Origin of the sequence: Ramlibacter cellulosilyticus, assembly GCF_014297465.1 — a bacterium.
Lineage (GTDB): Bacteria > Pseudomonadota > Gammaproteobacteria > Burkholderiales > Burkholderiaceae_C > Ramlibacter > Ramlibacter cellulosilyticus.
The window spans coordinates 278,721-305,701 of sequence record NZ_JACORT010000005.1; the positions used below are offsets into that span (position 1 = coordinate 278,721).

Annotated in this window: 23 protein-coding genes and 1 pseudogene; 10 read left to right on the forward strand and 14 right to left on the reverse strand. The window is 69.5% G+C overall.

What is annotated here, in order from left to right; genetic code table 11:
• Nucleotides 1-45 precede the first annotated feature (45 nt).
• The 3 genes from H8N03_RS14105 to rocF form a co-directional block, all read right to left on the reverse strand.
• Nucleotides 46-843, reverse strand: a complete 798-nt coding sequence (locus tag H8N03_RS14105; protein WP_222622982.1) for a hypothetical protein — start codon at nt 841-843, stop codon at nt 46-48.
• 406 nt (nt 844-1,249) lie between these two features.
• Nucleotides 1,250-4,402, reverse strand: coding sequence for a PAS domain-containing protein (locus H8N03_RS14110; protein ID WP_187076818.1), 3,153 nt, complete (start codon nt 4,400-4,402; stop codon nt 1,250-1,252).
• Nucleotides 4,403-4,452: 50 nt separating this feature from the next.
• Nucleotides 4,453-5,361, reverse strand: a complete 909-nt coding sequence (gene rocF / locus H8N03_RS14115) for an arginase (RefSeq protein WP_187076819.1) — start codon at nt 5,359-5,361, stop codon at nt 4,453-4,455.
• 127 nt (nt 5,362-5,488) lie between these two features.
• On the opposite strand from rocF, the gene H8N03_RS14120 reads away from it, so the two are divergent.
• The 4 genes from H8N03_RS14120 to H8N03_RS14135 are packed head-to-tail and all read left to right on the forward strand — an operon-like array spanning nt 5,489 to nt 9,233.
• The gene (locus tag H8N03_RS14120; protein WP_187076820.1) at nt 5,489-6,667 is read left to right on the forward strand and encodes a zinc-dependent alcohol dehydrogenase; all 1,179 of its coding nucleotides are present in this window, start codon (nt 5,489-5,491) and stop codon (nt 6,665-6,667) included.
• Nucleotides 6,668-6,678: 11 nt separating this feature from the next.
• Nucleotides 6,679-7,215 carry a hypothetical protein gene (locus H8N03_RS14125; RefSeq protein WP_255428207.1) on the forward strand — a complete coding sequence of 179 codons (537 nt, stop codon included), beginning with the start codon at nt 6,679-6,681 and terminating at the stop codon, nt 7,213-7,215.
• Between the two features lie 24 nt (nt 7,216-7,239).
• A complete protein-coding gene (locus H8N03_RS14130) occupies nt 7,240-8,043 on the forward strand; it encodes a ferritin-like domain-containing protein (protein WP_187076821.1) in 804 nt (267 codons plus the stop codon).
• An 11-nt stretch (nt 8,044-8,054) separates the two neighbouring features.
• On the forward strand, nt 8,055-9,233 hold the full coding sequence (locus H8N03_RS14135) for a hypothetical protein (RefSeq protein ID WP_187076822.1): 1,179 nt from the start codon (nt 8,055-8,057) through the stop codon (nt 9,231-9,233).
• Between the two features lie 6 nt (nt 9,234-9,239).
• On the opposite strand, the gene H8N03_RS14140 is transcribed toward H8N03_RS14135, so the two are convergent.
• Nucleotides 9,240-10,238 (reverse strand): asparaginase, encoded by a 999-nt coding sequence (locus tag H8N03_RS14140; RefSeq protein ID WP_187076823.1) that lies wholly within the window; start codon nt 10,236-10,238, stop codon nt 9,240-9,242.
• Between the two features lie 73 nt (nt 10,239-10,311).
• Here H8N03_RS14140 and H8N03_RS14145 point away from each other — a divergent pair.
• Together H8N03_RS14145 and cls are read left to right on the forward strand one after the other, a co-directional pair.
• A pseudogene (locus H8N03_RS14145) lies at nt 10,312-12,135 on the forward strand (carboxyl transferase domain-containing protein); the annotation flags it as partial.
• Between the two features lie 64 nt (nt 12,136-12,199).
• Nucleotides 12,200-13,459 (forward strand): cardiolipin synthase, encoded by a 1,260-nt coding sequence (gene cls, locus H8N03_RS14150; protein ID WP_187076825.1) that lies wholly within the window; start codon nt 12,200-12,202, stop codon nt 13,457-13,459.
• 114 nt (nt 13,460-13,573) lie between these two features.
• On the opposite strand, the gene H8N03_RS14155 is transcribed toward cls, so the two are convergent.
• From H8N03_RS14155 to H8N03_RS14180, 6 genes are all read right to left on the reverse strand, one after another.
• Nucleotides 13,574-14,329, reverse strand: a complete 756-nt coding sequence (locus H8N03_RS14155; protein WP_187076826.1) for a tetratricopeptide repeat protein — start codon at nt 14,327-14,329, stop codon at nt 13,574-13,576.
• Between the two features lie 15 nt (nt 14,330-14,344).
• Nucleotides 14,345-14,728 (reverse strand): hypothetical protein, encoded by a 384-nt coding sequence (locus H8N03_RS14160; protein WP_187076827.1) that lies wholly within the window; start codon nt 14,726-14,728, stop codon nt 14,345-14,347.
• 4 nt (nt 14,729-14,732) lie between these two features.
• Nucleotides 14,733-15,110 (reverse strand): hypothetical protein, encoded by a 378-nt coding sequence (locus H8N03_RS14165; protein ID WP_187076828.1) that lies wholly within the window; start codon nt 15,108-15,110, stop codon nt 14,733-14,735.
• A 22-nt stretch (nt 15,111-15,132) separates the two neighbouring features.
• Nucleotides 15,133-15,549 carry a DUF1877 family protein gene (locus H8N03_RS14170; RefSeq protein WP_187076829.1) on the reverse strand — a complete coding sequence of 139 codons (417 nt, stop codon included), beginning with the start codon at nt 15,547-15,549 and terminating at the stop codon, nt 15,133-15,135.
• Between the two features lie 160 nt (nt 15,550-15,709).
• Nucleotides 15,710-16,000 carry a hypothetical protein gene (locus tag H8N03_RS14175; RefSeq protein ID WP_187076830.1) on the reverse strand — a complete coding sequence of 97 codons (291 nt, stop codon included), beginning with the start codon at nt 15,998-16,000 and terminating at the stop codon, nt 15,710-15,712.
• Nucleotides 15,997-16,962 carry an AEC family transporter gene (locus H8N03_RS14180; RefSeq protein WP_187076831.1) on the reverse strand — a complete coding sequence of 322 codons (966 nt, stop codon included), beginning with the start codon at nt 16,960-16,962 and terminating at the stop codon, nt 15,997-15,999. The genes H8N03_RS14175 and H8N03_RS14180 overlap by 4 nt, the downstream gene beginning before the upstream one ends.
• A gap of 125 nt (nt 16,963-17,087) precedes the next feature.
• On the opposite strand from H8N03_RS14180, the gene H8N03_RS14185 reads away from it, so the two are divergent.
• The 4 genes from H8N03_RS14185 (at nt 17,088) to H8N03_RS14200 (ending at nt 21,613) form a co-directional block, all read left to right on the forward strand.
• On the forward strand, nt 17,088-19,151 hold the full coding sequence (locus H8N03_RS14185) for an ATP-dependent helicase (RefSeq protein WP_187076832.1): 2,064 nt from the start codon (nt 17,088-17,090) through the stop codon (nt 19,149-19,151).
• Complete coding sequence (locus tag H8N03_RS14190) at nt 19,148-19,546, forward strand: hypothetical protein (protein ID WP_187076833.1); 399 nt, start codon at nt 19,148-19,150, stop codon at nt 19,544-19,546. Before H8N03_RS14185 ends, H8N03_RS14190 begins: the two co-directional genes overlap by 4 nt.
• A 131-nt stretch (nt 19,547-19,677) precedes the next feature.
• Entirely contained in the window at nt 19,678-20,796 is a 1,119-nt protein-coding gene (locus H8N03_RS14195; protein ID WP_187076834.1) for a phospholipase A, read from the forward strand.
• A gap of 22 nt (nt 20,797-20,818) precedes the next feature.
• On the forward strand, nt 20,819-21,613 hold the full coding sequence (locus H8N03_RS14200) for a class I SAM-dependent methyltransferase (protein ID WP_187076835.1): 795 nt from the start codon (nt 20,819-20,821) through the stop codon (nt 21,611-21,613).
• On the opposite strand, the gene lnt is transcribed toward H8N03_RS14200, so the two are convergent.
• From lnt to H8N03_RS14220, 4 genes are all read right to left on the reverse strand, one after another.
• The gene (gene lnt / locus H8N03_RS14205) at nt 21,606-23,987 is read right to left on the reverse strand and encodes an apolipoprotein N-acyltransferase (RefSeq protein WP_354005127.1); all 2,382 of its coding nucleotides are present in this window, start codon (nt 23,985-23,987) and stop codon (nt 21,606-21,608) included. The two genes, H8N03_RS14200 and lnt, sit on opposite strands and share 8 nt — an antisense overlap.
• Before the next feature lie 62 nt (nt 23,988-24,049).
• Nucleotides 24,050-24,763, reverse strand: coding sequence for a hypothetical protein (locus H8N03_RS14210; protein ID WP_187076836.1), 714 nt, complete (start codon nt 24,761-24,763; stop codon nt 24,050-24,052).
• 21 nt (nt 24,764-24,784) lie between these two features.
• On the reverse strand, nt 24,785-25,900 hold the full coding sequence (locus H8N03_RS14215) for an SGNH/GDSL hydrolase family protein (RefSeq protein WP_255428208.1): 1,116 nt from the start codon (nt 25,898-25,900) through the stop codon (nt 24,785-24,787).
• A gap of 96 nt (nt 25,901-25,996) precedes the next feature.
• Nucleotides 25,997-26,935 carry a bestrophin family protein gene (locus H8N03_RS14220; protein ID WP_187076837.1) on the reverse strand — a complete coding sequence of 313 codons (939 nt, stop codon included), beginning with the start codon at nt 26,933-26,935 and terminating at the stop codon, nt 25,997-25,999.
• Between the last annotated feature and the right edge of the window lie 46 nt (nt 26,936-26,981).

Consider the following 26,981-nt stretch of genomic DNA (forward strand, 5'->3'; position numbering starts at 1 on the left):
CACGTTTTGGGGCTACCTCGCAGAAGCTGCGCTCGACGATTCAGTCTAATCATCTATCAACCTTGGATGTCCATCAACGACCGCGTAGCGCCTTCGGTTAATACGGAAGGGCTCGTCAATGAGGGCTTGAACACTAACGATCTGGCTGATATCGGAGATGTCTCCGATGTTGAGCTCTAAGGCGCCCGATTCATTGAGAAGGTGATCCTCGGCGCCGAGCGCGATCCTGAGCTCCCTCTGCCAAGAGTATCGTTCGTCCTTCATGTAAAGGCCCTTCGGCCCTGAGTAGTCGGCCAGGGAGCGGTACTGGACCAGCCCGAATCCATCATGAAAGAACTTTGATCCGAAGATGCCCTTGTTGCCCGCGATCGCCTTGGATATCCTCTCTCCGAAGACCGGGGCGTTAGAAATTAACAGAACGTGAGATCCGAAGTGCAGAAATCTCTCGTCAAAGTAAAGCCTGCCATCAACTTCCCCAGTTATCTTTCCATCCACACCATCCGAAAAGGCACCCATGCAGAAAAGCATGTAGTTCTTTGGGCGCGGGAACGTTGCAGTGATAACAGCCTTCGCACCGAGATCGATCTCCTTTTCGGACTCCCCAATTTTCATCGAGATCTTGGAGAAACCTCGCGCATTGGGACCTGCCCGAAGGACACCGTAGACAGTTTCCAACTCGTCCTTCCGAAGAGGCAGCAGCTCCTCGCCAGGCAGCTTGGAAAAGTAGTCCAAGCTATTCATGTACAAGAGCCCGCTACGCATCTGAGTTAGTCGTTCAAGGCTCGAGACTTTAAACATCAGCCAAAAATCTTTCCTTGGTGGATGGTCGTCAAAGAAGTCCATTGCCTTGATCTCCAGGGGCTTGGCCGGCGCAGCGAACGGGGGTGCGCGGAATCTGAGGTCTAACGTAATTTCGCCCGCACCTCGCCCCCTCTTATCCCGCACTTGCGCGATAAGACCTCAGCGAGTCCGCAAGCAAGTTCCTGATTCATTTCGCTTTTCCCCTCTTCTTGTGCCATAAGCTGGGGCGAAAACCAAGACTTCTTATGGCGCACCGCTCCACGGGGGCGCTTGCGCCGTAAGAATGCGGAGGCAAGGCGGGCACTACCGTTCGTCGAGAACGAGCCCTGGGTTGATTCGACTCGCGTTCGCCCCGGACGGACGAAGCTTCCCTGCTGCATGCCCTGACGCGTTCCAGCGACACGCCATCCAGCACTGATAGCACCAGCGCGGGACTTTCCTTCGCCCCCTACACCGCCATCGCCACGAACAAATCAAACGCCACCTGCAGCTCCTCCACCAGCCGCTGCAGTTCCTCCATCGGCGCCGATTCCGCGCGCTCCTCCAGCGCCGCCGCGATCCCCGCATAACGCTCCGCAGCAATCATCGACCCGCCACCCTTCGCCGAGTGGCCCAACCGGGACAGCTGCTTCCGATCCCCCGCCTCCAGCGCCACCCGGATCTTCGCCAGCAACGAGGGCGTGCTCGAGCGAAACGCCGTCAGCGCCACTTCCTTCAGCTCCTCGTCCCCACCAAACCGCGAGTGCATCGCACTCGCGTCGAACAGCGGCAAGTCCGCCAGCCGCGAAGGCTGCGCCCCGATCCACCGCGCCAGCATGGCCCGCAGCGTCTTCAGGTCCATCGGCTTGGTGAGGTAGTCGTTCATCCCCGCTTCGATGCAGCGCTCGCGATCCCCTTTGATCGCGTTGGCCGTCATCGCCACGATGGGCGCCGTGATCCCCGCTTCGCGCAGGCGCCGCGTGGCTTCGTAGCCATCCATCTCCGGCATCTGGCAGTCCATCAGGATCAGGTCGTAGGTCTCGCGCTGCGCCATCTCGCAGGCTTCCTTGCCGTCGTTGGCGATGCTCACGTCGCCATAACCCAGCTTGCGCAGCATTCCGAACGCGACGACCTGGTTGGTCGTGTTGTCCTCCGCCAGCAGGATGCGCGCCGACGGGGCCGCGGGACTGAGGTCGACCCAGATCGAGGCCGCCGCGGGCTCCTGCGCGGCGATCAAGGGAATCGTGACGGTGAAGCGCGAACCCTTGCCCGGCGTGCTCGTCACGTTCACGGTGCCGCCCATCAGGTCCACCAGCTGCCGCACGATCGACAGCCCCAGCCCCGTGCCGCCGAACTGGCGCGACGTGGAGCTGTCCGCCTGCATGAAGCGCGTGAAGAGCTGCGGCTGCACGTCCGGCGGGATGCCGATGCCCGTGTCCGCGATCGTGAACTCGACGACGTGGGCGGCCTCTTCCGCCGTCGCGCGCACGTCCAGGCCGATCCAGCCCGTCGACGTGAACTTCAGCGCGTTGCCCAGCAGGTTCACCAGCACCTGGCGCAGGCGCGTCGGGTCGGCCACCACGTGCTGTGGCAGGTTCGGATCGATGCGCACGCGGAACAGCAGGCTCTTCTCCGTCGCGCGCAGCCGGTACAGCGTCGCCAGGTCCTGCAGCAGCTCCTGCAGGTCGAAGGTCACGCGCTCGATCTCCATCTGGCCGGCCTCGATCTTGGAGACGTCCAGGATGTCGTTCACCAGCGCCAGCAGCGACTGCGCGCTGCGGTCGATCAGGTCCGCATGGCGGCGCACCTCCGGCGTGAGCTTCTCATCGAGCAGCAGCTTCGTCATGCCGATGATCCCGTTCAGCGGCGTGCGGATCTCGTGGCTCATGGTGGCCAGGAACTGGCTCTTGGCCTTGTTCGCCTGGTCCGCCGCGTCGCGCGCGATGCGCAGCTCCTCTTCGGCCGCGCGCGCCTGGGTGATGTCGCGGTTGGTGCCCACCATGCGCAGCGGCGAGCCTTCGCCGTCGCGTTCCGCCACCCGTCCTTCGCTGTGGATCCACAGCAGCGTGCCGTCGCGCCGCCGCACGCGGTGCTGCACCACGTAGCGCATCGAGGACCCGGCCAGCACGTCCTTCAGCGCCAGCTCGATCGCGGGCAGGTCCTCCGCCGGCACCAGCTCCAGCAACTGCTGCGCCGTGCAGAAGGTTTCCTGCGGCTTGCCGCCCAGCATCACCGACCACTGTTCGGAGAGGTAGATCTCCTCGGCCGCCACGTCCAGGTCCCACAAGGCGAGCGCGGAGCCTTCCAGGGCGCGGTGCAAACGCTCCTGGCTGCGCTCCAGGGCGGCGTGCGCGAGCTGCGTCTCCGTGACGTCCTGCAGCGCGCCGACCAGCGCGTACGGCTTGCCGTCGCGGCGCTCCACCTGTCCGACCGACCGCACCCACACGCGGCGGCCGCGCGCCGTCGTCATCGGCAGCTGCACGTCCCACGGCCGGCCGTTCTCGATGCAGGCCATGGCCGTATCGCGGATCAGCTTCTGCGCCTCGGCATCGAAGTACCGCGCCTGCTCGTCGCCGCGCGGCTGGTAGTCGGGCGGCAGTTCGTAGATGCGGCGCGTCTGGCTGGTCCAGAAGATCTCGCGCGTCACCAGGTTGTAGCGCCAGGCACCGACGCCCGCGATCTGCTCGGCGCGCGCCAGGAACTCGTTGCTCGCGCGCATCTGCTCCTGCGACCGCACCTGCTCGCTCACGTCCTCGATGGAGCCGACGTAGCCGCCGGGGGAACCGTCGGGCAGGCGCACGGCCTGCGAGCGGCCGCGCACGTGCACCACGCTCCCGTCGGGCCGGCGCACGCGGTAGGTGTGGTCGAACACGGTGCCGTCCGCGGCGGCCTGCTGCCACAGGGCGAGCATGGCGTCCTCATCGTCCTCGTGCAGCCACTGGACCCACTGGTCGCCCATGAGCTCGACGAGCGGGCGGCCGAAGATGCGCGCCGCCTCCGGGTTGCCGTAGATCACCTGCCCGCGCGCGTCGGTGTGGAAGATGCCGACCGGGCACGACTCCGACAGCTCGCGGAACATCTGTTCGCTGGAGCCCTGCAGCGACCGGTGCGCTGCCTGGCGCAGCAGCAGCGCCTGGACGACGGTGGCTGCGAGTTCCTGCAGTGCGGCACGCTCGCCCGCCGCGAGGCCGGCCCGCGGCTGGAAGTCGATGACCGCGAGCGCGCCGATCACGTGCCCTTCCGGCGTGGTGAGCGGTGCGCCGGCATAGAAGGCGATGCGGGGCGCGTCGCGCACGCAGCTCTTGTCGGCCACGCGCGCGTCCCGGCGCGTGTCGGGGATTTCCACGAACTCGCCGGACTCCACCACCAGCGGGCAGATCGCCTCTTCCATGGGCGTTTCCAGCGGCCCGGTCCACCCCGCGCGCGCCTTCGTCCACTGCCGGCGGTTGTCGATCAGGTTGATCATCGCCACCGGCGTGCCGCAGGCGGCCGCGGCCGCGCGCGCCAGCCCGTCCAGCAAGGCCTCGGACGGCGTGTCCAGCACGGCCAGGCTGCGCAGGGCGTCGACGCGGCGGCCTTCGCTCGCGCTCTCGGCGCCCGGACGGGAGGGGGTGGGGGTCACGGTGCGACTCTACCGTGTCCGGCGGCCCAGCGGTTCCCGGGCGATCCCTCCTAGCGCACCAGCGTGGAGGCGCCGAACAGGCTCTGGATGAATTCCACGGCGAGTTCCGCGGTGCGGTTGCGGACGTCCAGCGCCGGGTTGATCTCCACCACGTCCAGCGAGCCCAGCCGGCCCGTGTCCGCGATCATCTCCATGCACAGCTGCATCTCGCGGTAGGTGGGGCCGCCGCGCACGCCCGTGCCGACGCCGGGCGCCTCCATCGGGTCGAGGCAGTCCAGGTCGAAGCTCACGTGGATGTGCGTGTCCTCGTCCACGTCCTGCAGCACCTCGGTCATCGTGTTGCGCATGCCGTGCTCGTCGATGTGGCGCATGTCGAAGACCTGCAGGCCCATCTGCTTGATGGCCTGGCGCTCGTCCGCGTCGACGCTGCGGATGCCGATGAAGTCGAGGCTGCCCGCGTCGATGGCCGCGCGCTCGCCGCTCCAGCCGACGAGGTCGGCCGGTCCGTGGCCCAGGAGGCACGCGACCGGCATGCCGTGGATGTTGCCGCTGGGGCTGATCGTCTCGGTGTTGACGTCGGTATGCGCGTCGAGCCAGATCACGCGCAGGTTCTTGCGCTCCTGGCGGCACTGCCGCGCGACCGCGCTGATGGAGCCGATGGCCAGGCAGTGGTCCCCGCCCATGAGCAGCGGCACATGGTTCATCGCGAGCGCCGTCGACACGGCCTCGAACACGGCGCGGTTCCACGCGACCACCTCGGGCAGGTGGCGCACGCCTTGCGCCGGTTGCTGCCACGGATTGGGCGGGCCCGCGAGGTTGCCCCGATCGATGACGTCGAAGCCCTGCGCCTGCAGCGCGGCGGCGAGGCCGGCCACGCGCAGCGCATCCGGCCCCATGCCGGCGCCGCGCACGCTGGCGCCAACGTCGGTGGGCGCGCCGATGAGACTCACAGTGGCCATTGCTTTCCTCATTGTGTGGCACGCGGCAGCACGCGCGTCTGCATTGCTACAGGATGCATCAAAGATAACAAAGGCTGGGTTCGAATTCGCAGAATGGGTCGCCAGCACCTTCAGGGAGAACGATTCAATGCTGGCCATGCAATACCGCGGTCCCTACCGGGTTCGCGCCACCCACAAGCCCGAGCCCCGCATCGAGCACCCGAACGACGCCATCGTGCGCGTCACGCGCTCGTGCATCTGCGGCTCGGACCTGCACCTCTACCACGGCCTCGTGCCGGACACGCGCGTCGGGCACACCTTCGGCCACGAGTTCGTCGGCGTGGTCGAGGAGGTGGGCCCATCCGTGCAGAGCCTCAAGAAGGGCGACCACGTGCTGGTGCCCTTCAACATCTTCTGCGGCAGCTGCTTCTTCTGCCAGAAGGAGCTCTATTCCAACTGCCACAACGTGAACCCCGAGGCCACGGCCATCGGGGGCATCTACGGCTATTCGCACAGCACCGGTGGCTACGACGGCGGCCAGGCGGAGTTCGTCCGCGTGCCGATGGCGGACGTGGGTCCGCACAAGATCCCCGACGACCTGAGCATGGACGACGCCGTGCTGCTCACCGACGCCTGCCCCACCGGCTACCAGGCGGCGGAGATGGGCGAGGTGGCGGAAGGCGACACGGTGGTCGTGTTCGGCGCCGGTCCCGTCGGCCTGTTTGCCGCCAAGTCCGCCTGGCTCATGGGCGCCGGCCGCGTGATCGTGGTGGACCACCTCGAATACCGGCTCGAGTTCGCGCGCAAGTTTGCCCAGTGCGAGACCGTGAACCTCAAGGAGGTGGACGACATGGCCATCCACCTCAAGAAGATGACCGACTGGCTGGGCGCGGACGTGTGCATCGACGCGGTGGGCGCGGAGGCCGTGGGCAGCATGCTGCAGCAACTGACCGGCCGCTACATGAAGCTGCAGGCGGGCGCGGCGACGGTGCTGCACTGGGCGATCAATTCGGCGCGCAAGGGCGGCACGGTCTCGATCGTCGGCGTGTACGGGCCCACGGGCAACATGGTCCCGATCGGCAATGCGCTGAACAAGGGCCTCACGCTGCGCATGAACCAGGCGGCGGTGAAGCGCCACCTGCCGCGGCTGATCGAGCACATCCAGGCCGGCCGCCTCAAGCCAAGCGCGATCATCACCCACCGCTTCGAACTGGAGGACGTCGCGGACGCGTACCACATCTTCTCGAGCAAGCTGGACAACTGCATCAAGCCCGTGATGATCCCGCCGGCCGGCCGCCAGTACGAGCGGCAGATGGCGATGCACTGAACGGAGGCGACATGAGCAACCAACCGGATGACATGACGATCTACGTCGAGAAGACCTCGCCCGAGGAACAGCGCCGCAAGCCGCCCGCCGGCATCGAGGGCTGGGGCGCGGACCTCGACCCGCAGGCGCGGCCCGCCTACCCGAAGGAGCGCACGCCGCCGCGCTTCATCAACAAGCACTGGGACGACCTCGAGCACCAGAAGGCGACGGTGAAGGTGTTCCATTCGACCGAACGCCCCGGACTCACGCCCGTGTTCGGCACCGCCCAGCCGCCCAGCGGCGTCTCCGGAATGATCCGCGGCGCCGCTTTCCGCTGGAGCGAGAACGACCTGCGCCACTGGCTGATGCTGCTCTTCGCGGACCGCGTGAACGTGGTCGAGGGAATCATCGACGACCTGGTCCACGGCCACGTGCCGAACGTCTTCCGCGAGATGGGCGGCCCCGCCGAATGGCGCTACAACCGCGCGGGGTTCTACAAGAAGGCCGCGATCGCCGCCGGCGTGGTCGGCGTGCTGCTCTACATGAACGCGCGGCGCAAGCGCCGCTGATTTTTTCTGGCAAGGAAGTACCCCATGGAAGCAACCACGATCGGGATGAACCGCACCGGCACCGCGATGTCGCCGGTGGACGTGAAGGCGATGACGGACGCCGCGGACGCGCTGAGCCCGGCCATGCCCATCGACACGACGGCGATGGACGCGGAGCGCACGATGTACATCAACGAGTCGGAGACGGTGGGGTCGATCCCGCCGCCCGCGTCGATGAAGGGCGTGCTGAAGGCGGGCATGGCCAAGATGAAGGGCGGCGCGCCGAGCATCTTCATGGACAAGCTCGGCGAGCGCATCGCCTTCGAGCGCGCCGGCACGCGCCTGTACGAGGCGCTGATCACCAAGTACCAGGCGGTGGAGGGGCTGGGGCAGGAAGTGCTGCCGCCCGCGGACCAGCTGCCCCCGCTCGATTCCGGCACCGCGCCGGGGTCGGTCGCCGGCGAGACGCCGCTCGCCACGCTGCAGCGCATCCGCGCCGAGGAGCTGGAGCACTTCCACATGCTGGGGCAGGCCATGATGAAGATGGGCGGCGACCCCACGGCGCAGACGCCGTGCGCCGACGTCACCGCGACGGCCAGCATGGGCATCGTGCAGGTCCTCACCGACCCGCGCACGACGATCGCACAGTGCCTCAACGCGCTCCTCACCGCCGAACTCACCGACAACGCCGGCTGGGAGCTGCTGGTGCAACTCGCGGAAGACGCAGGCGAGACGGAGCTGGCGGGCCGCTTCCTCGGCGCGCTCGCCCAGGAGCAGGAGCACCTGGCCATCGTCAAGGGCTGGCTCACGCAGCTGGTGAAACAAGGTGCCGGCACGCCGGCGGTTTGAGAGGGGAACACATGGCCATCAATCTTCTGCAGGACAAGGGCACGCCCGTCGACCGCCAGCGCCTCAGCTGGAAGGACATGGTCGGCAAGCCGATCAGCAAGCTCGACGACGACGCGTGGACGCGCGTTCGCATCATCTGGATGAACGGCCAGGAGCTCGACTCGCTGCGCACCAAGCAGGTGGCGATCCGCTGCAACCGCGAGGCGCGCGAGCAGCTCGGCAAGCTGATGCGCGTGGAGCAGCACCAGGCCACGTCGATCAACTGGCTGATCGGCGCCGACCATTCGCCGCTGGAAACCACCATCGCCTACGAGCAGGTGGCGATCGAGATCACGGCCTCCGTCGCGCAGCTCGAGCCGGACGCCTACCTCGCGCAGGGCTACCGCTATGCGCTGCTGGAGGACTTCGATCACCTGTACCGCTACTCCGCGCTGCTGGACCGCCTGGAAGGCAAGGACGCGAACAACATCACGCAGGGCTACACGGACATCGTGCCGGGCCGGCCGACGCTGTTCCACCATCGCGCGCCGGAGCACGAACTGCTGCGCCCGTACGAACCCGGTGCGGCGCTCGCGACGAAGATGCATGCGCTGTCCCTCACCGGCGGCGAGTACCAGACGCACGACTACTACATGAACATCGGCCCGACCTTCGCGGACCCGCTGGCGCGCCAGCTGTACGCGGAGATCGCCTCGGTGGAGTCGCAGCACATCCAGCACTACGGCTCGATGCTGAACCCCGAGGAGTCCATCCTGGAGAAGCTGCTGATCTGCGAAGCCACCGAGATCTGGAACTACGCCGGCTGCGCGGCGCAGGAGACGAACCCGCGCATCAAGGCGATGTGGGAACGCTTCCTGGACTACGAGCTGGGCCACTTCCAGGTGGCGCTGCAGCTGTTCAAGGACATCGAGCGGCGCGACCCCGCCGAGGTGCTGGGCGACGGCAGCCTGCCGCCCTTCATCGAGTTCAAGAGCCAGCGCGAGTTCGTGCGCAAGGTCGTCGAGACCGAGGTGCAGCTGCGCAAGGACGGCACGGAATTCGTCGACGAGTCGCAGGAACCGGCGTCCTCGCGCGAATACCGCGAGCAGGTCAACGCGGGCGGCTCGCCGTCGGAGAGCGTGTCGGCGACCTACCAGTGGACGCCGGGCACGGAGCTGATGCGGATGGCGTCGCCGCAGGAAGTGCACTGAGGCGCTTCATGCGGGGAGCGCGAGGCGGAACACCGCCTTGCGTTCGCCGACCGGCGCCCCTTTCACGCTCGCGATCGTCTCGCAGCGCCACGGCCGCAAGGCCTGGCGCTGTTCTTCATCGAGCCACCCCAGCTGGTCCAGCGCCTCCACCGTCGCGGTGAACAGCGCCAGCTTGTTGCCGTCCGCGATCTTGAGCGCCAGCGCCTCGCCTCGGCTGCGGCTCGCAACCACCTGCACGCCGTCGGCGCCGACCTTGGTCACCCAGTCGCCGCGGCCGGCGCGCATGAAGTCCAGGTCGTTGCGTCCCGTGCCGGAGACGAGGTCGGGATGCGCTGTCATGGCATCGGCGAGTGCGGTGAAGCTCTCGCGCTCCCCGGCGGCGAGACGCGCGAAGCCCCGCGCCAGGTTGGCGAGCGGCATGGCGTAGTTCGGCGCCGAGCAGCCGTCGATCCCCATCGCGAGCCGGGCCTCGTCGAGTCCCACCGCCTCGGCGACATGCGCGCGGATGGCCCGCTGCAGCGGATGCGCCGGGTCGAGGTAGCTCTCCAGCGGCAGCCCGTGCTGCACGCAGTACGCGAGGAAGCCGCTGTGCTTGCCGCTGCAGTTGTGGTGGCGCTCGTCGTAGCTCCCCGGCGCCGGCGGCGGGTACGCGCCCAGCTCCGCGAAGACGGGAACGTGGCAGCCGCATTGCAGGCGCTGGTAGCCCACGCCCGCCTTCCCGAGGATCTGCTCCACCTGCTCCACGTGCATGGGCTCGCCGCTGTGGCTCGCGCAGAGCAGCGCGAGGTTGGCCGACGTGAGGCCGAAGTGCCGCACGCCGCCGCCTTCCACGAAAGGCAGCGCCTGCAGCGGCTTGAGCGTGGAGCGCGTGAACGTCATCCAGTGCGGGTCGCCCGCCTGCGCCAGCACGCGGCCTTGCGTGTCCGTGACGGCCAGCGCCCCGAAATGCACGCACTCGCGCGTGCCGCCGCGATACGTCTCCACCAGCGGAACCAGTTCATTCATGCCCGGATTCTGCTCCCTCTCCCCTCTGGGGAGAGGGTGGGGGTGAGGGGCACGCACGGCGGCACAATGCGCCATGACCGAACTCCGCTCCCCCCTGCAGGCCCAGGTCGTCCAGTGGCTCGTCTCCCCCGGCGACACGGTCCGCGCCGGCGACGTCGTCGTGATCCTGGAAGCGATGAAGATGGAGCACGAGGTGCGCAGCCCCGGTACGGGGCGAGTACGCGAGCGGCTGTTCGCGGAAGGGGAGACGGTGGACGAGCGGGAGGTGCTGCTGGTGCTGGAGGAGCTTGGGGAGGCCGCGAGCGCCCCCACCCCGGCTCTCCCCCGGAGGGGGAGGGAGGAAGGCAGGACACGCGAGGACCTCCAGCGCGTCCTCGACCGCCACGCCCTCACCCTCGATGAAGCCCGTCCGCAAGCGGTTGCGAGGCGCCACGCGCTCGGCCTGCGCACGGCCCGCGAGAACATCGCCGATCTCTGCGATGCCAACTCGTTCAACGAATACGGAGCGCTCGCCGTGGCCGCCCAGCGCAGCCGCCGCAGCGAAGACGATCTCGTGCGCAACACGCCGGCCGACGGCATGGTCACCGGCATCGCACGCATCAACGGCGACCTGTTCGCGCCCGAGCGCGCGCAGGCCGCCGTGCTCGCCTACGACGCCACGGTGCTCGCCGGCACGCAAGGCTTCCGCAACCACCAGAAGACCGACCGGCTTCTCGGCGTCGCGCTGAAGAACAAGCTGCCGGTCGTGCTCCTTGCCGAGGGCGGCGGCGGCCGGCCGGGCGACACCGACATGCCCATCGTCGCCGGCCTGCACGTGCCGACCTTCGCCAGCTTCGCGCGGCTCAACGGGCAGGTACCCGTCGTCGGCATCGTCGCGGGGCGCTGCTTCGCCGGCAATGCCGCCCTGCTCGGATGCTGCGACGTCATCATCGCGACGGCGGACAGCAACATCGGCATGGGCGGGCCCGCGATGGTCGAAGGCGGCGGCCTCGGCGCCTACCGCCCCGAAGACATCGGTCCCGCCCGCGTGCAGCACGGCAACGGCGTCATCGACGTCCTCGTGCAGGACGAAGCCGAAGCCGTTGCCACCGCGCGCAAGTACCTGTCCTTCTTCCAGGGCGCCATCGCCACGTTCGAGGCGCCCGAGCCGCAGGCCCTGCGTGAGGTCGTCCCCGAAAACCGGCTGCGCGTCTACGACAGCCGCACCGCGCTGCAGGGCATCGTCGACCGCGGCACGCTGCTGGAACTGCGCACCGGCTTCGGCGTGGGCATCCACACGGCCCTCGGCCGGATTGCCGGGCGCCCCGTCGGCCTCATTGCCAACAACCCGCTGCACCTCGGCGGCGCCATCGATGCGGATGCCGCCGACAAGGCGGCGCGCTTCCTGCAGTTGTGCAACGCCCACGGCCTGCCGGTCGTGAGCCTGGTCGATACCCCCGGCTTCATGGTGGGCCCCGCCATCGAGGAGCAGGCGCAGGTGCGCCACGTGAGCCGCATGTTCGTCGCCGCCGCGCACCTGCGGGTGCCGCTCTTCGCCGTCGTGCTGCGCAAGGGCTACGGCCTGGGCGCCATGGCAATGGCGGCCGGCGGCTTCCACGCGCCGGAGTTCACGGTGTCCTGGCCGAGCGGCGAGTTCGGCGGCATGGGCCTGGAAGGCGCGGTGCGCCTCGGCTACCGCAAGGAGCTGGAGGCGGTGCCGGAAGGCCCGCAGCGCGAAGCCCTGTTCCAGGACCTGGTACGGAAGCACTACGACGCGGGCCAGGCGACGAACATGGCGGCGACGCTCGAGATCGACGCGGTCATCGACCCGGCGCAGACCCGCGACTGGCTGCTGCGGGGCCTGGACGCCGCACGCATCGCGCCCGCGGCCGCGCAGCCATTCATCGACACCTGGTAACGCTCGCCCCCCGACTCGCGCGAGCGCCGCTAGCATCTCGGCTTTTGCACTGCCGAGGCAGCCTTTGTTCGTCGCCCTGGGAATCGCCCTCGCCCTGATCGCCGCACTGCTGTACGTGAACCTCAGTGCGGGGGAGCGTCGCGTCACCTGCGAGATCCCCCACCTCTACCCGGTCGACGACCCGCAGTTCTTCCGCGCCATGGGCATGCTGCTCGGTCCGGGCATCACCAGCGGCAACCGGGTGAAGGCGCTGCACAACGGCGACGAGATCTTCCCGGCGATGCTGGAAGCGATCCGCGGCGCGCGCCGCAACGTGCTGTTCGAGACGTTCATCTACTGGTCGGGCGAGATCGGCGATGCGTTCGCGCAGGCGCTTGCCGAGCGCGCGCGCGCCGGCGTCAAGGTCTACGTGCTGCTGGACTGGGTGGGCAGCCTCAAGGTGGACCAGGGCCTCGTGCAGACCATGCGCGAGGCGGGCGTGCAGGTGCATCGCTTCCATCCGCTGCGCTGGTACAACCTGGGCCGCATCAACAACCGCACGCACCGCAAGCTGCTGATCGTCGACGGCTGCATCGGCTTCACGGGCGGCGTCGGCATCGCGCCGCCCTGGACCGGCCACGCGCAGGACGAGGACCACTGGCGCGATTCGCACTACCGCGTCGAAGGTCCCGTCGTCGCGCAGATGCAGAGTGTCATGCTCGCCAACTGGAGCAAGACCACCGGCCGCATTCTGCACGGCGACGACTACTTCCCGCCCCTGCGCGAAATGGGCGACGAACGCGCGCAGATGTTCCACAGTTCGCCGAGCGGCGGCAGCGAAAGCATGCAGCTGATGTACCTGATCGCGATCACGGCGGCCGTGAAGACCATCGACATCGCGAGCGCCTATTTCGTGCCCGACGAGATGGCGCGCCTGGCGCTCGTCTCCGCGCTGAAGCGTGGCGTCCGCGTGCGGGTGATCACGCCCGGCAAGCACATCGACCAGCAGACGGTGCGCCATGCCTCGCGCGCGCTGTGGGGCGAGCTGCTGGAGGCGGGGCTGGAGATGTACGTCTACCAGCCCACGATGTACCACTGCAAGGCCGTGATCGTCGATGGCCTGCTCGCCTCGGTGGGATCGACGAACTTCGACCCGCGCTCCTTCCACCTCAACGACGAGGCCAACCTGAACGTCTACGACGCCGCATTCGCGCGGGAGCTGACGAAGGTGTTCGAGCAGGACTTGCAGCGGTGCAAGCGGTGCACCTTCGAGGAGTGGCAGCGCCGGCCGTTCATGGAACGGGCGCGCGAGCGCGCCGCGGCGCTGCTGGCGCCGGTGCTGTAATGCTGGGGTTCGCTATCGCGAAACCCAGCCTACATGCGGCCCCGTAGGCTGGGTTGAGCGAAGCTCACCGTAGGCTGGGTTGAGCGAAGCTCACCCCAGCAACACGCAGCCCCCCTAAACCTGCCGCGCCGCCGCCCTCGCCGCCTGCAACCGCCGCATGGCCGGCGCATTCAGCTCGCGCGCCAGGCCATTCCACCGCGACGCGATCCGGTCCGCCTCCGCCTGCAGCCTGGCGCTCGTCGCCCGCTCGCCCACCGCATACGCCCAGATGGCGTATTCCGCCTTCGCCTCGAACGTGCCGAAGCGTTCTTCCGCCGCGGCGAACGCCGCCCGCGCCTCCGCATGCTTGCCGACGCCGGCGAGCGCGCGCGCCGTGAGCAGCGCCACGGGTTCCGGGCGATGCTCCGGGTGTTCGGCACGCACCAGTTCCAGGAACTGCAGCGCGTCCGCGTGGCGCTCGCACTCGAGGAACGCGCGGGCCGCGCCGAAGCGGATCTCGGGATCCTTCGCGAACGGGCCGGCGAGGCATTGTCCGTAGGCTTGCGCGGCGGCGGGTGCGTCGCCCGCATCGAGCAGGGCGGCCGCGAGCCGCATCTGGTTCTGCGCGGTCGGCGTCTCCTCGAACGCCGCGCGTGCCGCGCGCACGTCCCGCTGCGGGTCCAGCACGCGCGCCGCCGCGGACACCACCTTGCGCGCACCGCGCTCCAGGCGCGAGGCCGGCAGGTACACGGCGAGCAGGTACACGACGCTGCCCAGGATGGGAAAGCCGAACAGGATCATCAGCCAGTACAACGGCTGTCCCGTGCGCACGACGTGCACCGCGCAGAAGAGCGCGAGCGCGAAATAGAGTCCGAAGCCGACGATGGGCATGGCCCTTCCCTCCCTTTATTGTGTTTCCGCCCACAGCGGCGAGGAGCGCGGGCCGGGATGCCGCGACTCGCGCAGGATGTTCCCGCCGATGAAGGCGAAGGGCAGCGCCGCCGAAGCACCCACCGCATAAGCCACCACGGCAAACAGGCACAGCGCCGCGCCCGCGCAGACCAGCATGCGGTCGCGCGTGGTCCATGCGGGGACGGAAAGGAACACGGCGAGCGCCAGCGTCGCGAACACCAGCGGAACGCCGACGTGCACGTTGCTCAGAGAGCGCAGTCCCAACAGGGGAATGGGGTGGCCCGCGAGGTGCGGCCACGCCGCCGCGGCCGCATAGGCCGCCACCGCCAGCCACGCCAGGGATGCATTGCCTCTCCAGGACGCGGGCCAGCGGCGCATGGCGTCAGCGGTTGCAGCCCAGGCGGGACCGCCGCGGCAGGAGCAGCACGAGCAGGATCACCAGCAGCGCCAGCGCGATCAGCGTCGGCACGCCGGGCACGCGCGCGAGCCCGCGGTCGTACCAGGCTTCGAAGATGCGGAACAACTGGAAGCAGGCCGCGGCGACGCCGAGCCACCACGCCCAGGCGTAGCGCTTCCAGAGGCCGAAGGTGACGGCGACGACCAGCGCCAGCGCGATCCAAATGGTCGGCTCGGCGAGGGCGCGGCCCAGCGCGCGGAAGCTGCCCGTGCGCTGGAAGTGGTAGACGATGCCGCTCGCGAGCAGCGCGCCGTAGGCGGCCGTGGTCAGGGAAGCGAGGCGGATCTGGGTATGTGCGGACATGGGGACTGCGGGGACGGGAATCTCATGCGACGCGGAACAGCACCGCGTCCTTGTTGGCGGCGGCGCGCTGGTAGAAGGCCTTCAGGCCCTGCACCGCCTGCACCACCTGGTCGGGGGTCGCTTCCATGAGCGCGCTCTCGCAGCGCTTGCGAACTTCGGCATCGGCCAGCGCCGCGAGCTTGGCCGCGGTAGCCTGCACCTGCTGCGAGCTGGAGTAGCCCACCATCGTGGGGATCTTGTCGGTCTGCTCGGCGCCGCAGCCTGCCTCGGCCTGCAGCACCTGGCTCAACTCGTACCAGACGGCGATCGCGTCTCCGTGCGTTTCGCGCGGCTTCTCGCCGGCGGCGGATTGCAGGAACGGCGCGTACGCCAGATCGCCTGCGAGCAACCGCGCAAGCTGGTCGTCGCTCAGCGCGTAGAAGCCACCTTCTGCGCTCATGCTTCCTCCTTGGCCTGAAGGCCCTCCCTGTTTGCGGCGACTCTAGGGGAGAGGAAGCGGGAAGTGAACCCCGTACACGCTGTGCGTGCGCTTGTTGTGGGGCTTACTCGACACCGCGCGCCGTTCGTCGCGCTCGCGCTGCCGCCTGCCCGCGCGTGTTTCAGCTTGTGTGCGCGCAGCGGCCCTGGCGTTCGAGCCAGTACACGAAATTGCCGACCACCACGATGCTGCCGGACACCACCGCGCTCGCGGCGGCGGTCACGCCCGCGGCGGCCAGCAGCACGGCGCAGCCTTCGTTGCTGCAACCGCTGATCCACGCGACCTGCACGGCCTGCAGTTCCATGCTGCGCTCCACGGTGCGGCATTCGGGGTGCGGGCGGTACACGGTCTGCGGCACCACGACGCATCCCGCGAGCGACAGCACCAGCGCCGCCAGGGCGGTGCGCTTCATGCGAGAAGCGCCACCACGCCGGAGAACGTGAGGAACGCCGCCGCCGTCGTGAGCAGGATGATGCGCGCGATGCGCCCCGTGTCCGCCCCGAAGCGCTCCGCGAGGAGCGAGACGTTGCTCGCACTGGGAAGCGCCGCCACCAGCACCAGGACGTGCAGCGTGAAGGGGTCCAGCGGCAGCCCCGCGGCCTGCATGCCCCTCCCCACGAGCCACACGAGCAGCGGGTGCACGAACAGCTTGATCAGTGCCACCGGCACGAAGTCGGCTGCCGGCATCGGCCCGTGCTCGTTCTGCGCCGCGAGGAACTGCGAACGGGCGAGCACCGCGCCGATCGTGAAGAGCGCCACGGGCGAGGCCGCGTCCGCAAGCAGGCCGATGGTGTTCATCACCGGCGCGACCGGCTTCCACTGCAGCGCGGACGACAGCCCTCCCAGCAGGATGGCCCAGGGCATGGGATTCAGCGCCACGCCCTTGAGCGCCTTCTTCGCCGCCTCCGACGCGCCGTGTTCGTCGGCGCTGTCCAGGCGCGACAGCGCGATGCACAGCGAGCTGGTGACCACCAGGTCGATCAGGATGGTGAGGATCGCCGGGCCGGCGGCGGCGGCCCCGAGCAGCGCCACGAGCAGCGGCACGCCCATGAAGCCGGTGTTGGGAAACGCCGCGACGAGCGCGCCGAAGGACGCATCGTTCCAGCGGATGCGCTCGTTCATGCTCCATTTCACGGTGACGGCCACCACGACCAGCGCGCACACCGTCCACGCCAGGATCGTGAGCGGGTCCAGCAGCTGCCCGATCGGCGTGCCGGCCCCGAAGCGGTACAACATCGCCGGGAGCGCGAAAAAAAGCACGAACGTGTTCAGCCCACCGATCGCCTCCAGCGGCAGCATGCGGCGCCGCGCGGCCAGGTAGCCCGCCAGCACCAGCGCGAAGAAGGGGAAGGTGATCGCCAGGATGCTTAACACGTGCGTATTGTCGTGGCAACCCAAGCCGCGCCGCGCGACCGGGTACCGCGCACGCAACACTCGCGGCGGGGGAGCGCCGCTTATCATCTGTCGCTGTTTCCCGTGCTGTCCCCGCTCTCCCCTCGATGTCCGGCCTGAACCTCGCCCAGCAAGAAGCCGTCAACTACCTGCATGGGCCCTGCCTGGTGCTCGCCGGCGCCGGCTCCGGCAAGACGCGCGTCATCACGCACAAGATCGCGCGGCTGATCCAGGCCGGCCTGGAAGGCAAGCGCATCGCCGCCATCACCTTCACCAACAAGGCCGCCGCCGAAATGCGCGAGCGCGCCAAGGCGCTGATCGGCCGCGAGGCCAAGGACCTGCTGATCTGCACCTTCCACGCGCTGGGCGTGCGCATGATGCGGCAGGACGGCCAGGTGCTGGGGCTGAAGCCGCAGTTCTCCATCCTCGATGCGGACGACGTCACCGGCATCCTCAAGGACGCCGGCGGCACCACCGACGCCGCGACCGCGCGTTCGTGGCAATGGACCATCAGCGCATGGAAGAACTCGGGCCTCAACGCCGCCCAGGCGCTGGCCCAGGCGAAGGACGACAACGAGCGCGTCATCGCCACCATCATGCAGCGCTACGAAGAGCGCCTCACCGCCTACCAGAGCGTCGACTTCGACGACCTGATCGGCATGCCGCTGAAGCTGCTGCGCGACTTCCCCGAAGTGCGCGAGAAGTGGCAGAAGCACCTGGGCCACGTGCTCGTGGACGAATACCAGGACACCAACGCCACGCAGTACGAGCTGCTGAAACTGATGGTGGGTGAGCGCGGCCGCTTCACCGCGGTGGGCGACGACGACCAGTCCATCTACGGCTGGCGCGGCGCCACGCTGGACAACCTGCGGAAGCTCCCGCAGGACTTTCCCACGTTGAAGGTGATCAAGCTGGAGCAGAACTACCGCTCCACCAGCGCGATCCTGCGGGCGGCGAACAACGTCATCCAGCCGAATCCGAAGCTGTTCCCCAAGACGCTGTTCTCGGAACTGGGTGAAGGCGAGCCCGTGCGCGTGGTCGACTGCGACAACGAGGAGCACGAGGCCGAACGCGCGGTGGCCCGCATCCAGTCGATCCGCGCCAACGGGCTGGGCAAGGAGTGGAAGGACTTCGCCATCCTGTACCGCGCCAACCACCAGGCGCGCGTGCTGGAGCAGGCGCTGCGCAAGGCGCAGATCCCGTACAAGGTCTCGGGCGGGCAGAGCTTCTTCGACCGCGCCGAGATCCGCGACCTGTGCGCCTGGCTGCGCCTGTGGGTGAACAACGACGACGATCCCGCTTTCCTGCGCGCGGTGACGACGCCCAAGCGCGGCATCGGCCACCAGACGCTGGGTTCGCTCGGCGTGTTCGCGAGCCAGTACAAGCTGTCGCTGTTCGAGGCGCTGTTCTCGTCCTCGCTGCCCAGCGTGCTGAACGCGCGCGCGCTCGGCAGCCTGCAGGAGTTCGGCCGCTTCGTGAACGACCTCGAATACCGGGCGCGCCACACGTCGGGCGCCGAAGACGCGAAGACCTTCCTCGCCGACTGGCTCAAGGACATCGGCTACGAGAAGCATCTCTACGACGGCGAGGAGAACGAGAAGGTCGCCGCCGCGCGCTGGACGAACGTGCTGGAGTTCTGTGACTGGATGGCCGGCCGCTGCGGCGGGCAGATCGACGACGCGGCGGGCGTGGCCACCGCCACCGAGCGCAAGACGCTGCTCGAAGTGGCGCAGACCATCGCGCTGCTCTCGACCATCAGCGAGCGCGAGAAGGACCAGAACGTGGTGACGCTGTCGACGCTGCATGCGTCGAAGGGCCTGGAGTGGCCGCACGTGGTGCTGGCCGGCGTGGTCGAAGGCATGCTGCCGTTCAAGCCCGACGAGGACGCTCCCGCCGATTCGCTGCTGCAACGCATCCAGGAAGAACGCCGCCTGATGTACGTGGGCATCACGCGCGCGCAGCGCTCGCTGGTGGTCAGCTGGAGCAAGAAGCGCAAGAAGGGCCGCGAGATGGTGGCCGCGCAGCCGAGCCGGTTCATCGCCGAGATGGCGCTGGACAAGGCGACGGTCAAGGAAGATCCGCGCGAGAAGCTCAAGGCGCTGCGCGCCGAGTTCGCGAAGAAGAGCGCCGAAGCGGCAGCCGCCGCGGCGGCGGCATCGAACGCGCCATGAAGCGCCGCGTCGCCGTCCTCGCGCTGGCCATCGCCGGCCCCGCGCTGGCGCAAGCGCCCTGCCCGCTGCTCGGCGAGATCACGCCCGAGATGCTGCTGGGCCTGTGGCAGGCGGAGCTGCCCGGCCAGTGGGACACCTCCACGCTGCAACTGGTGAAGCACCCCGAGTACGCGGGCAGCTTCCGCGGCACCCTGCAACGCGGCGACCGCAGCTGGCAGGTCGCGGGCGAATTCACCGACGGCGAGTTCCTGCTCGAGGAGTCCGCCGACGGCAGGCGCATCGCCGCCGCCTGGGCCGGCGAGATCGTCGAAGGCTCCTGCGGCCGCGAGATCCGCGGCACGTGGACGCGCGACGGCGAATCACAAGGTGGCCCGTTCGTCCTGCGCCGGATGTAAACCGGCGGTTGTGAATCACCGGATGTAAACGGGCGGTCATGAACCGCCCGATGTAGGGTGGCGCGGCGAAGCCGCGGTCGGTGAACGAATGTGAACCCCACCGATCGTGCTCAGCCTTTAGCATCCCCCCGATGCACCGCACCCTCACCTCCCTCGCGGCCTTCGCCCTCCCCCTGCTCGCCCACGCGCAAGCCGGCGACGCGTGGCAAGCCTGCACGGCGCTGGCCGACAAGGACCAGCGCCTCGCCTGCTTCGACGCCTGGGCGAAGCAGCAAGCCCCTGCCGCAGCAACTGCCGCTCCCGCGGCCACAACGCCGCCGCCTCCTCCAGAGGAACTCGCGCAACCTCCGCTGCCCGTCGTCCCCCGCCGCGGCTTCACCCTCACGTCCAGCGACGACTGCCACGACCCGCAATACAGCGAACTCACGCGCTTCTGGGAGCTGGCACCCGGCGCCGACTGCGGCACCTTCGGCATCCGCGGCTACCGGCCGATCTCCATCGCGGTGGCGACCGCCAACACCGTGAACCGGCAGCCGACGTCCGAGAACCCGAACAACAACGCCACCGCCGTCACCGACTACCGCACCACCGAGGCGCGGCTGCAGCTGTCCGTGCGCACGAAGGTCGCGCAAGGCCTGTTCTCCTACGGCGAACGCGGCATGGACTCGCTGTGGCTCGCGTACACGCAGCTCTCCTACTGGCAGGTGTTCACGCCCGCGCTGTCGCGCCCCTTCCGCAACACCGACCACGAGCCGGAGATCCTGTACGTCACGCCGATCCAGCGTGCGCAGCCCGGCGAATGGCGCCTGCGCCTCGGAGGCGTCGGCCTCGTGCACCAGTCCAACGGGCAGTCGCTGCCGCTCTCGCGCAGCTGGAACCGCGTGTACCTGATGGCGGGCGCCGAGCGCAACGACGTGCAGGTGCATGCGCGCCTGTGGAACCGCATCGACGAAGGCAACAACGACGACAACCCGCGCATCAGCGACTACGTCGGGCGCGGCGAGGTCGCCGTGCGCTGGAACGCGGACCGCCGCAACCTGTGGGCGCTCACCGGCCGCCACGGCCTCAAGAGCGGCTCGCACGGATCGCTGCGCCTCGAGTGGTTCCACACCCTCGCGGACCCGGGCTTCGGCCTGCCGGGCGGGCTGCGCCTGCACACGCAGCTGTTCAGCGGCTACGGCGACACGCTGATCGACTACAACAAGTCCCGCACCGTGTTCAGCATCGGTTTCAGTCTCGTGGAGTGGTAAACGCGTCCGCAGGAGGATTCGCATGACGCCATCCGACGCCGGCTTCTCCGGCCCGCAGTACTACGCGGAGTTCATCGCGCCCGTCACCTTCGGGCCGTTCGCGGCGGAACTGGTCCGGCGCGTGGCGCAGGTTCCGCGGGGCGCGGTGCTGGAGCTCGCCTGCGGCACGGGCGCCGTCACGCGGCCGCTGCGCCAGCACCTCGACGCGCCGGTGCAACTCGTCGCGACCGACCTGAGCGCCGCGATGCTCGATTACGCGCGCGCCCAGGCCGCGGACCTGGCGAACGTCACCTTCGAGCGCGCGGACATGCTGGCGCTGCCCTTCGCCGGCGGAAGCTTCGCCGCGGCCGTGTGCGGCTTCGGCGTGATGTTCCCGCCCGACCGCCAGGCGGCACTGGCGGAGGCACGACGCGTCCTCGCGCGTGGCGCGCCCTTCCATTTCAGCGTCTGGGATGCGATCGAGCACAACCCGCATGCGCTCGCCGTGGCGGAGGTGATCGAAGGGCTCTTCCCCGGCGACGCCGAACTGCGCTTCCGCACGCCTTACGAAATGGCGGACGCGTCCCGGCTGCGCGCGATGCTCGCGGCCGCCGGTTTCACGGACGTGCAGGTCGAGACCGTACGGCTGCCCATCGCGGACGCGGACCCGCAGCGGATGGCGACCGGCATGATCCTCGGCACACCGCGCTCCGCCGTCATCGCGCAGCGGGGCCTCGATCCGCACGCGGTGGTCGCGCAAGCCGCCGAGGCCCTCGCGCGGCAAGGCGGTGACCCTTACACGGGCTACGGCCAGGCGCTGCTGGTGACCGCTAGGTAAGCAGCAGCAGCCACGCCGGCAAGCCGAGATACAGCGCAGCGAGCGCGAGGCCTTCCGCCCATTGCCGCAGCGGCGCGGCGGCGGCAGGGCGCGCAACGCTCGCCGCCAGCGTCAGCGCCTCCACGATCGCCCGCAACACCGCGGCGCACAGCACCACGCCCATCGCCCACGCAGCCCACCACAGCGCGAAGCCTTTCAGGTAGGCCGCGAAGCCGAAGGACTGGATCTCGCCGAAGGCGCTGCCGTAGGCGATGTGCTGGTGCAGCGTGAAGGCGGGGATGGCCAGCACGAAAGGCAGCAGCACGAACTTCGCCACGGGGTGGTGCAGGCGCCCACGGCGCACCGACAGCCGCGCGAGACGGTATGCGGTCCACGGCGAAGCGGGCGGCGCCCGCAGCGAAGCACCGCCGCCGCCCAGCTCGCGCGCGAGCACGTCCGCATCCGCCCCTGCGATGCCGTAGCCCCAGCGTTGTCCGGAAGCGAGCTGCAACCACGCACCGGCCAGCGGGACGGGCACGCGCCACGGCTCCACTCCCACGATCTCACGCAAGGCGAGTTGCAGGCGCTGGCGACCGCGTGCCAACACGAGCCTGCCGTCCTCGATGGCGACGCCGGCCGTGAACGCGCGCAGCACCAGCCACGCCGCCACCTCCGGCGCGAGGAACAGTGCCACGAAGCTGCGGATCTGCGCCAGCGTGTTCGCATGCCAGTCGCCGTGCCCCAGCACGACCGCCGCGGCCATCCAGAGCAGGTTGCCGCGCGCGAACGTCCGCAGCAATCCGGCGACGAGCCGCGCGGCCGGAGGCAGGACGACCACCTCGCGCGGAAGCGGCTGCGCCGGCGCGACGACAGGACGCGCACGCGGCCGCCCCCACCGGCTCCACGCCGCCCCCGCGCCCAGCAAGGCGAGGAACACCGCGGCGACCGGACCGATCCAGTCCCCCCAGGCGAGCATCAGCGTCCACGGTGCTTCGTGCACGGGCAGGTCCCCCACCACCAGCGTCCGCTCGCCCATGCGCGAGCCCGCGACCACGGAGCCGGTGGCATCGATGACCGCACTGTAGCCATTCGTGGTGACGCGGAACTGCGGCAGCCGCGTCTCGATGCTGCGGAAGGCGGCGGCGTGCAGGTGCAGCTGCGCGCCGAGCGGCTGCGCCGAGAACCAGGAATCGTTGGACAGCGTGAGGATCGCCTGCGCCCCGAGGCGCGCGCCCGCGAGCGCGAGGCCGGTGTCGACGTCGTCGAGGCAGATCAGCGGCAGCACCGGGACCTCGCGGCCGTCCTTCAGGCGCAGCGGCAACACGCGCGGACCCGCTCCCGGCTGCCAGCTCCCGGCCCACGGCAGCCACTGCCGCAAGGCCGGCCCATCGAGCCACGGCGGGACGTATTCGGTCAGAGGGAAGGGCCGCGCCTTGCGATAGAAGCCCACCAGTCCCGCGCCGGGCGCGACGAAGGCGGCCGCGTTGTATTCGCCTTGCGCATCGCGGTCGTAGGTGCCGAACACGAAAGGCACGCCGGCCGCGTCGACGATCTGCAGGATCTCGCGATCGAGCGCGGCGCCCGCCTCGCTCTTCGGATGCCCGAAGGTCGTGGGGTACACCGTCTCCGACCACAGCACCGCGCCCGCATGCTGGCGTTCGACGGCGTCGTAGCTCATCGCGTAATGCGTGTCGAGCACCTCGCGCACCACCGCGCCCGCGCCCTTCTCGCGCCGCAGGCGCTCGTAGTCGACGATGTTCGACTGCACGAGCCCCACGCGCACGCGTTCGCCGGCCGCGGGCAGCGTCGCCAGCACGGCCAGCCCGTAGCCCGCGAGCAGCAGCGGCACGAGCGCGGCGAGTCCCAGCGGGACCGCCACCGTGCGCACGCCCGCGCGCCGGCGCGCCACCGCGGCAGCGACCGCCTCGTTCGCGAGCAGCAACAGCACGGTCAGCCCCGCCACGCCGACGAGGTCCGCCGCCTGCCGCAGCAGCCGCGCCGGGTACAGCACGTAGCCGAAGGTGTCGCCCAGCAGGCGCGGCACGAGCCACTCCGTCGCCGCCCATGCCGCCGCCGCGGCCAAGACGCGCAGCACCGGCCGCTGCGCGCCGACCGCGTGGCGCACCAGCGCGAACGCGAGGAACTGCGGCTGCAGCAAGGGCGCGGCGAGCAGCACGATCGCGGTGCCGGCCACGGTGCCGACCTGCGTGTAGCTGCCGATCGCGCTGCCGAACCACGCGAAGGCCGCTGCGGTATAGGCGACCGCCATGCCCCAGGCGCCGAGCAACGCGCCGGCCACCGAGCGCTGCGCGTCCTGCGTGCGCAGCCAGGGCACGAGCGCCACGAAGGCCAGCAGCCAGGCCACGCCGCCGCGGGCGAGGAGGAACACCAGCACGCCGCTCGCGAGGATCCCGGCCCACCTGCTCTCGCGCAGCCGGGTCGATGGGAAAGCGATCGTCAGCTCCTCGGCTTCGCCGGATCGACCGGCGCGGGGATGGCGATGCGGCGCAGCGGCAGGCCGGGCGGCGCGAGCTCCGGCGGCACCACGCGGCTCTCCGGCACCGTGACGGGGTTGCCGGCGGCGTCGAAGACGGGGCGGTCGGGCGCGAACATCAGGATCGGCTCGATGCGCTGCCCGTCATCGGTGGCCTGGTAGTGGCGCACGTAGCCTTCCGGCAGCGCGAAGTCTTCGGGCACCGCCAGCCCCACGAGCGGCGGCCGCGTGCCGGGCGGCGAGAAAGCGCCGAGGCCGCTGCGCACGCCCGCCTGGTGCAGGCGCTCGATCACCTGCGCCATGGTGGGCAGTTCCCCCGGGTTGACGTAGTCGGACAGGTCGGGCGTCTGGTCGCCGTACGGGTCGCGGTTGCGGACGATGCGCGCTGGTGCGGGCGGCTCGGCCGGCTTCGCGATCGCGGGCGCTGCGGGAGCAGCGGGCGCCGGCGCCGCGGAAGGCGGCTGCGCGGGCGCCGGCACCTGCACGGCGACGGGAACCACCGGCGCCGGCAACGCAGCGACGGCAGCAGCCGGCGCGGAAGCGGCGCTCGCCCACCACGCGAACCCGCCGGCGCAGACCACGACCGCGGCCGCGAGCAGGCCGAGGGACGGCCGCCACGCGCCGTCCCTGCGGACGTCGTCGTCCTTCGGCGTGTCGCTGCGGCGCGGCTTGCCCATGGCCCGGAGGCTCGCTTCCCGTCAGGGCGCTGCCGGATTGGCAGTGGACAGCCCCCAGCCCATGCGCTCGTGCCCGTACTGGTTCCAGATCGGGCTCTTGCCGTTGGTGAAGGAGGTGTAGCGCGCCGCGCCGGTGCCCGTCGTGCCGCCGAACAGCCCGGCGTTCACCGTGCCGCCCGTGTACGTCGGGTGCGTGTCGTCGGACTGGATGTAGTCGTAGCTGCTCGTGGACGACACGAAGTGCGTGTTGGCGTCGCGGATGGTCGAGCGCAGCGTCGTCGTGAGGCGCGTGACATACGCCGACTCGCTTTCCCCGGCCACGTAGCGCAACGCGTCCGAATCGATGCGGCCGTCGCCGTTGCTGTCGTAGTCCGCCCCCATGTACTGCGCGAAGCTGTCCGCGCACTGGAAGCCCTTCTGCCGCGCGAACTCGCACATCCAGTAGTTCATCGTGGCGATCCGGGGCAGGAAGAGCGCCTGCAGGTTCACCGTCGCGCCGGTGCTCGCGTCGCGGCACGAGCTCTGCACGTTGTCCGCTGCATAACCGGGGTAGTGCAGGTTGGAGATGATCTTCAGCTTCGTGCCCGGATACGCGTTGGCGTTGATGTAGTCCATGGCGGCCGCGACGTAGGTCTTGCAGTTGTTGACCGCCGTGTCGAGCTGCGCGTAGTTGCAGGTGCCCGTCTGGCCCTTGAAGTTCGACCGCGCCTGCAGGCCGTCGTTGCCGCACATCTCGAAGGTCACGACGCGCGTGGAGCTCGCCTGCATGTACGAGCGCTCGGCCACGATCTTGTTGTTGTAGATGTCCGAGGCGACCGCGCCCGACTTGGCCCGGCGCACGCTCTCGATGTCGGCGTTCCACAGCGCCGACAGGTACTCGGCATCGACCGTCGGGGCCGCGTACTTGGCGGCGTTGAGCGTGGAACCGTTGTAGCCGGCATAGATGGAGTCGCCGTAGGCCACGACGCGGTACTTGGTCGTGGTGCCGGCCCGGTCGATGGTCCAGGACACGTTCTGCGTCAGCGTGTTCGCCGCCGCGTGCCCGCCGAAGCCGAGGAACGCGAGCAGCGCCAGACATCGCAGCGCGAGACGGTACGGAGACAAGAGGAGTGCCGGAACGCCAGTCTTCGTCTGCATCGCGTGCCCCTGGAGGATGAGGAACGCCACAGTACCACCGGCCTCCCGGCGCGGATTACGGGGAATCCCTCTGGTGCGGGGAGCCCCGTCCCCACATCAGGTGAGGCGGCCGTCCACCGGCTTCAGCCGCGGCGGCAGCTCCTTCACGCCCAGGGCCTCCAGCAGGTTGATCTCGATCTCGCGGCACAGCGCATCGAGCGGCAGGTGGTTGTCGGCCGTGCCGAACGGCTCCTCGATCTCGTCGCCGAGCGCATCCAGCCCGAAGAAGGTGTAGGCGACGATGGCGACCACGAAGGGCGTCATGAAGCCGACGAGGTCCACCAGGCCGAAGGGGAGCAGGAAGCAATACAGCCAGGCGGTGCGGTGCAGCAGCAGCGTGTACGGGAACGGGATCGGCGTGTACTTGATGCGCTCGCAGCCCGCCGCGACGGCGGCGAACGCGGAGATCGTCTGGTCCAGGTCGGCGGCCACCGGGGCGTCGATCCTGCGTGCGCGCAGGAAGGCGCCGAGGTCCTCGCCCTGCTTGCGCAGCAGCCAGTCCGTGCGGAACCGCGCCGCGGCGAAAGCCTCGGCCTCGTCCGGCGAAAGCAGCCGGCGCATGTCCGGCTTCGCGTCCGTGCAGCGCAGTTCGTGGCGCAGCGCCGAAGCGAAGGCGATGGTGCGCATCACCATGCGGTGGCGCGGGTCGTCGCGGTCCTCGGGCCCCGCCGGCGCGTCGAAGTGCAGCAACGTCTGCACCTCGCGCGCGAAGCTGCGCGAGCGATGCAGCAGGTCGGCCCACAGCTTGCGTGCCTCCCAGTAGCGATCGTAGGCCGCGTTGTTGCGGAAGCCGAGGAAGATGGCGAGCGCCAGGCCGATCAGCGTGAACGGCACCGTCGTCAACGTGATCTTCCACTGGTAGACGAAGCCGTGCGTCAGCGTCACCAGCACGGCGACGCCGGTGCACACGGCCAGCTCCCACGCGATGTGCGGCAGCACCGAGCCGCGCAGGATGTAGAAGAGTTGCAGGCCCCGGGGGCGGTCGCGGACGATCACGGGCGGGGCGCCCGGCTGCTGGTGGAGCGCGGGACGAACGGGACAG

Excerpts from the sequence above, each read along its gene's own strand:
- H8N03_RS14105 (WP_222622982.1), bottom strand. The coding sequence starts at position 843 with ATGGACTTCTTTGACGACCATCCACCAAGGAAAGATTTTTGGCTGATG.
- rocF (WP_187076819.1), bottom strand. The coding sequence starts at position 5,361 with ATGGCCACTGTGAGTCTCATCGGCGCGCCCACCGACGTTGGCGCCAGC.
- H8N03_RS14120 (WP_187076820.1), top strand. The coding sequence starts at position 5,489 with ATGCTGGCCATGCAATACCGCGGTCCCTACCGGGTTCGCGCCACCCAC.
- H8N03_RS14125 (WP_255428207.1), top strand. The coding sequence starts at position 6,679 with ATGAGCAACCAACCGGATGACATGACGATCTACGTCGAGAAGACCTCG.
- H8N03_RS14130 (WP_187076821.1), top strand. The coding sequence starts at position 7,240 with ATGGAAGCAACCACGATCGGGATGAACCGCACCGGCACCGCGATGTCG.
- H8N03_RS14135 (WP_187076822.1), top strand. The coding sequence starts at position 8,055 with ATGGCCATCAATCTTCTGCAGGACAAGGGCACGCCCGTCGACCGCCAG.
- H8N03_RS14140 (WP_187076823.1), bottom strand. The coding sequence starts at position 10,238 with ATGAATGAACTGGTTCCGCTGGTGGAGACGTATCGCGGCGGCACGCGC.
- H8N03_RS14155 (WP_187076826.1), bottom strand. The coding sequence starts at position 14,329 with ATGCCCATCGTCGGCTTCGGACTCTATTTCGCGCTCGCGCTCTTCTGC.
- H8N03_RS14160 (WP_187076827.1), bottom strand. The coding sequence starts at position 14,728 with ATGCGCCGCTGGCCCGCGTCCTGGAGAGGCAATGCATCCCTGGCGTGG.
- H8N03_RS14165 (WP_187076828.1), bottom strand. The coding sequence starts at position 15,110 with ATGTCCGCACATACCCAGATCCGCCTCGCTTCCCTGACCACGGCCGCC.
- H8N03_RS14170 (WP_187076829.1), bottom strand. The coding sequence starts at position 15,549 with ATGAGCGCAGAAGGTGGCTTCTACGCGCTGAGCGACGACCAGCTTGCG.
- H8N03_RS14175 (WP_187076830.1), bottom strand. The coding sequence starts at position 16,000 with ATGAAGCGCACCGCCCTGGCGGCGCTGGTGCTGTCGCTCGCGGGATGC.
- H8N03_RS14185 (WP_187076832.1), top strand. The coding sequence starts at position 17,088 with ATGTCCGGCCTGAACCTCGCCCAGCAAGAAGCCGTCAACTACCTGCAT.
- H8N03_RS14190 (WP_187076833.1), top strand. The coding sequence starts at position 19,148 with ATGAAGCGCCGCGTCGCCGTCCTCGCGCTGGCCATCGCCGGCCCCGCG.
- H8N03_RS14195 (WP_187076834.1), top strand. The coding sequence starts at position 19,678 with ATGCACCGCACCCTCACCTCCCTCGCGGCCTTCGCCCTCCCCCTGCTC.
- H8N03_RS14200 (WP_187076835.1), top strand. The coding sequence starts at position 20,819 with ATGACGCCATCCGACGCCGGCTTCTCCGGCCCGCAGTACTACGCGGAG.
- H8N03_RS14210 (WP_187076836.1), bottom strand. The coding sequence starts at position 24,763 with ATGGGCAAGCCGCGCCGCAGCGACACGCCGAAGGACGACGACGTCCGC.
- H8N03_RS14215 (WP_255428208.1), bottom strand. The coding sequence starts at position 25,900 with ATGCAGACGAAGACTGGCGTTCCGGCACTCCTCTTGTCTCCGTACCGT.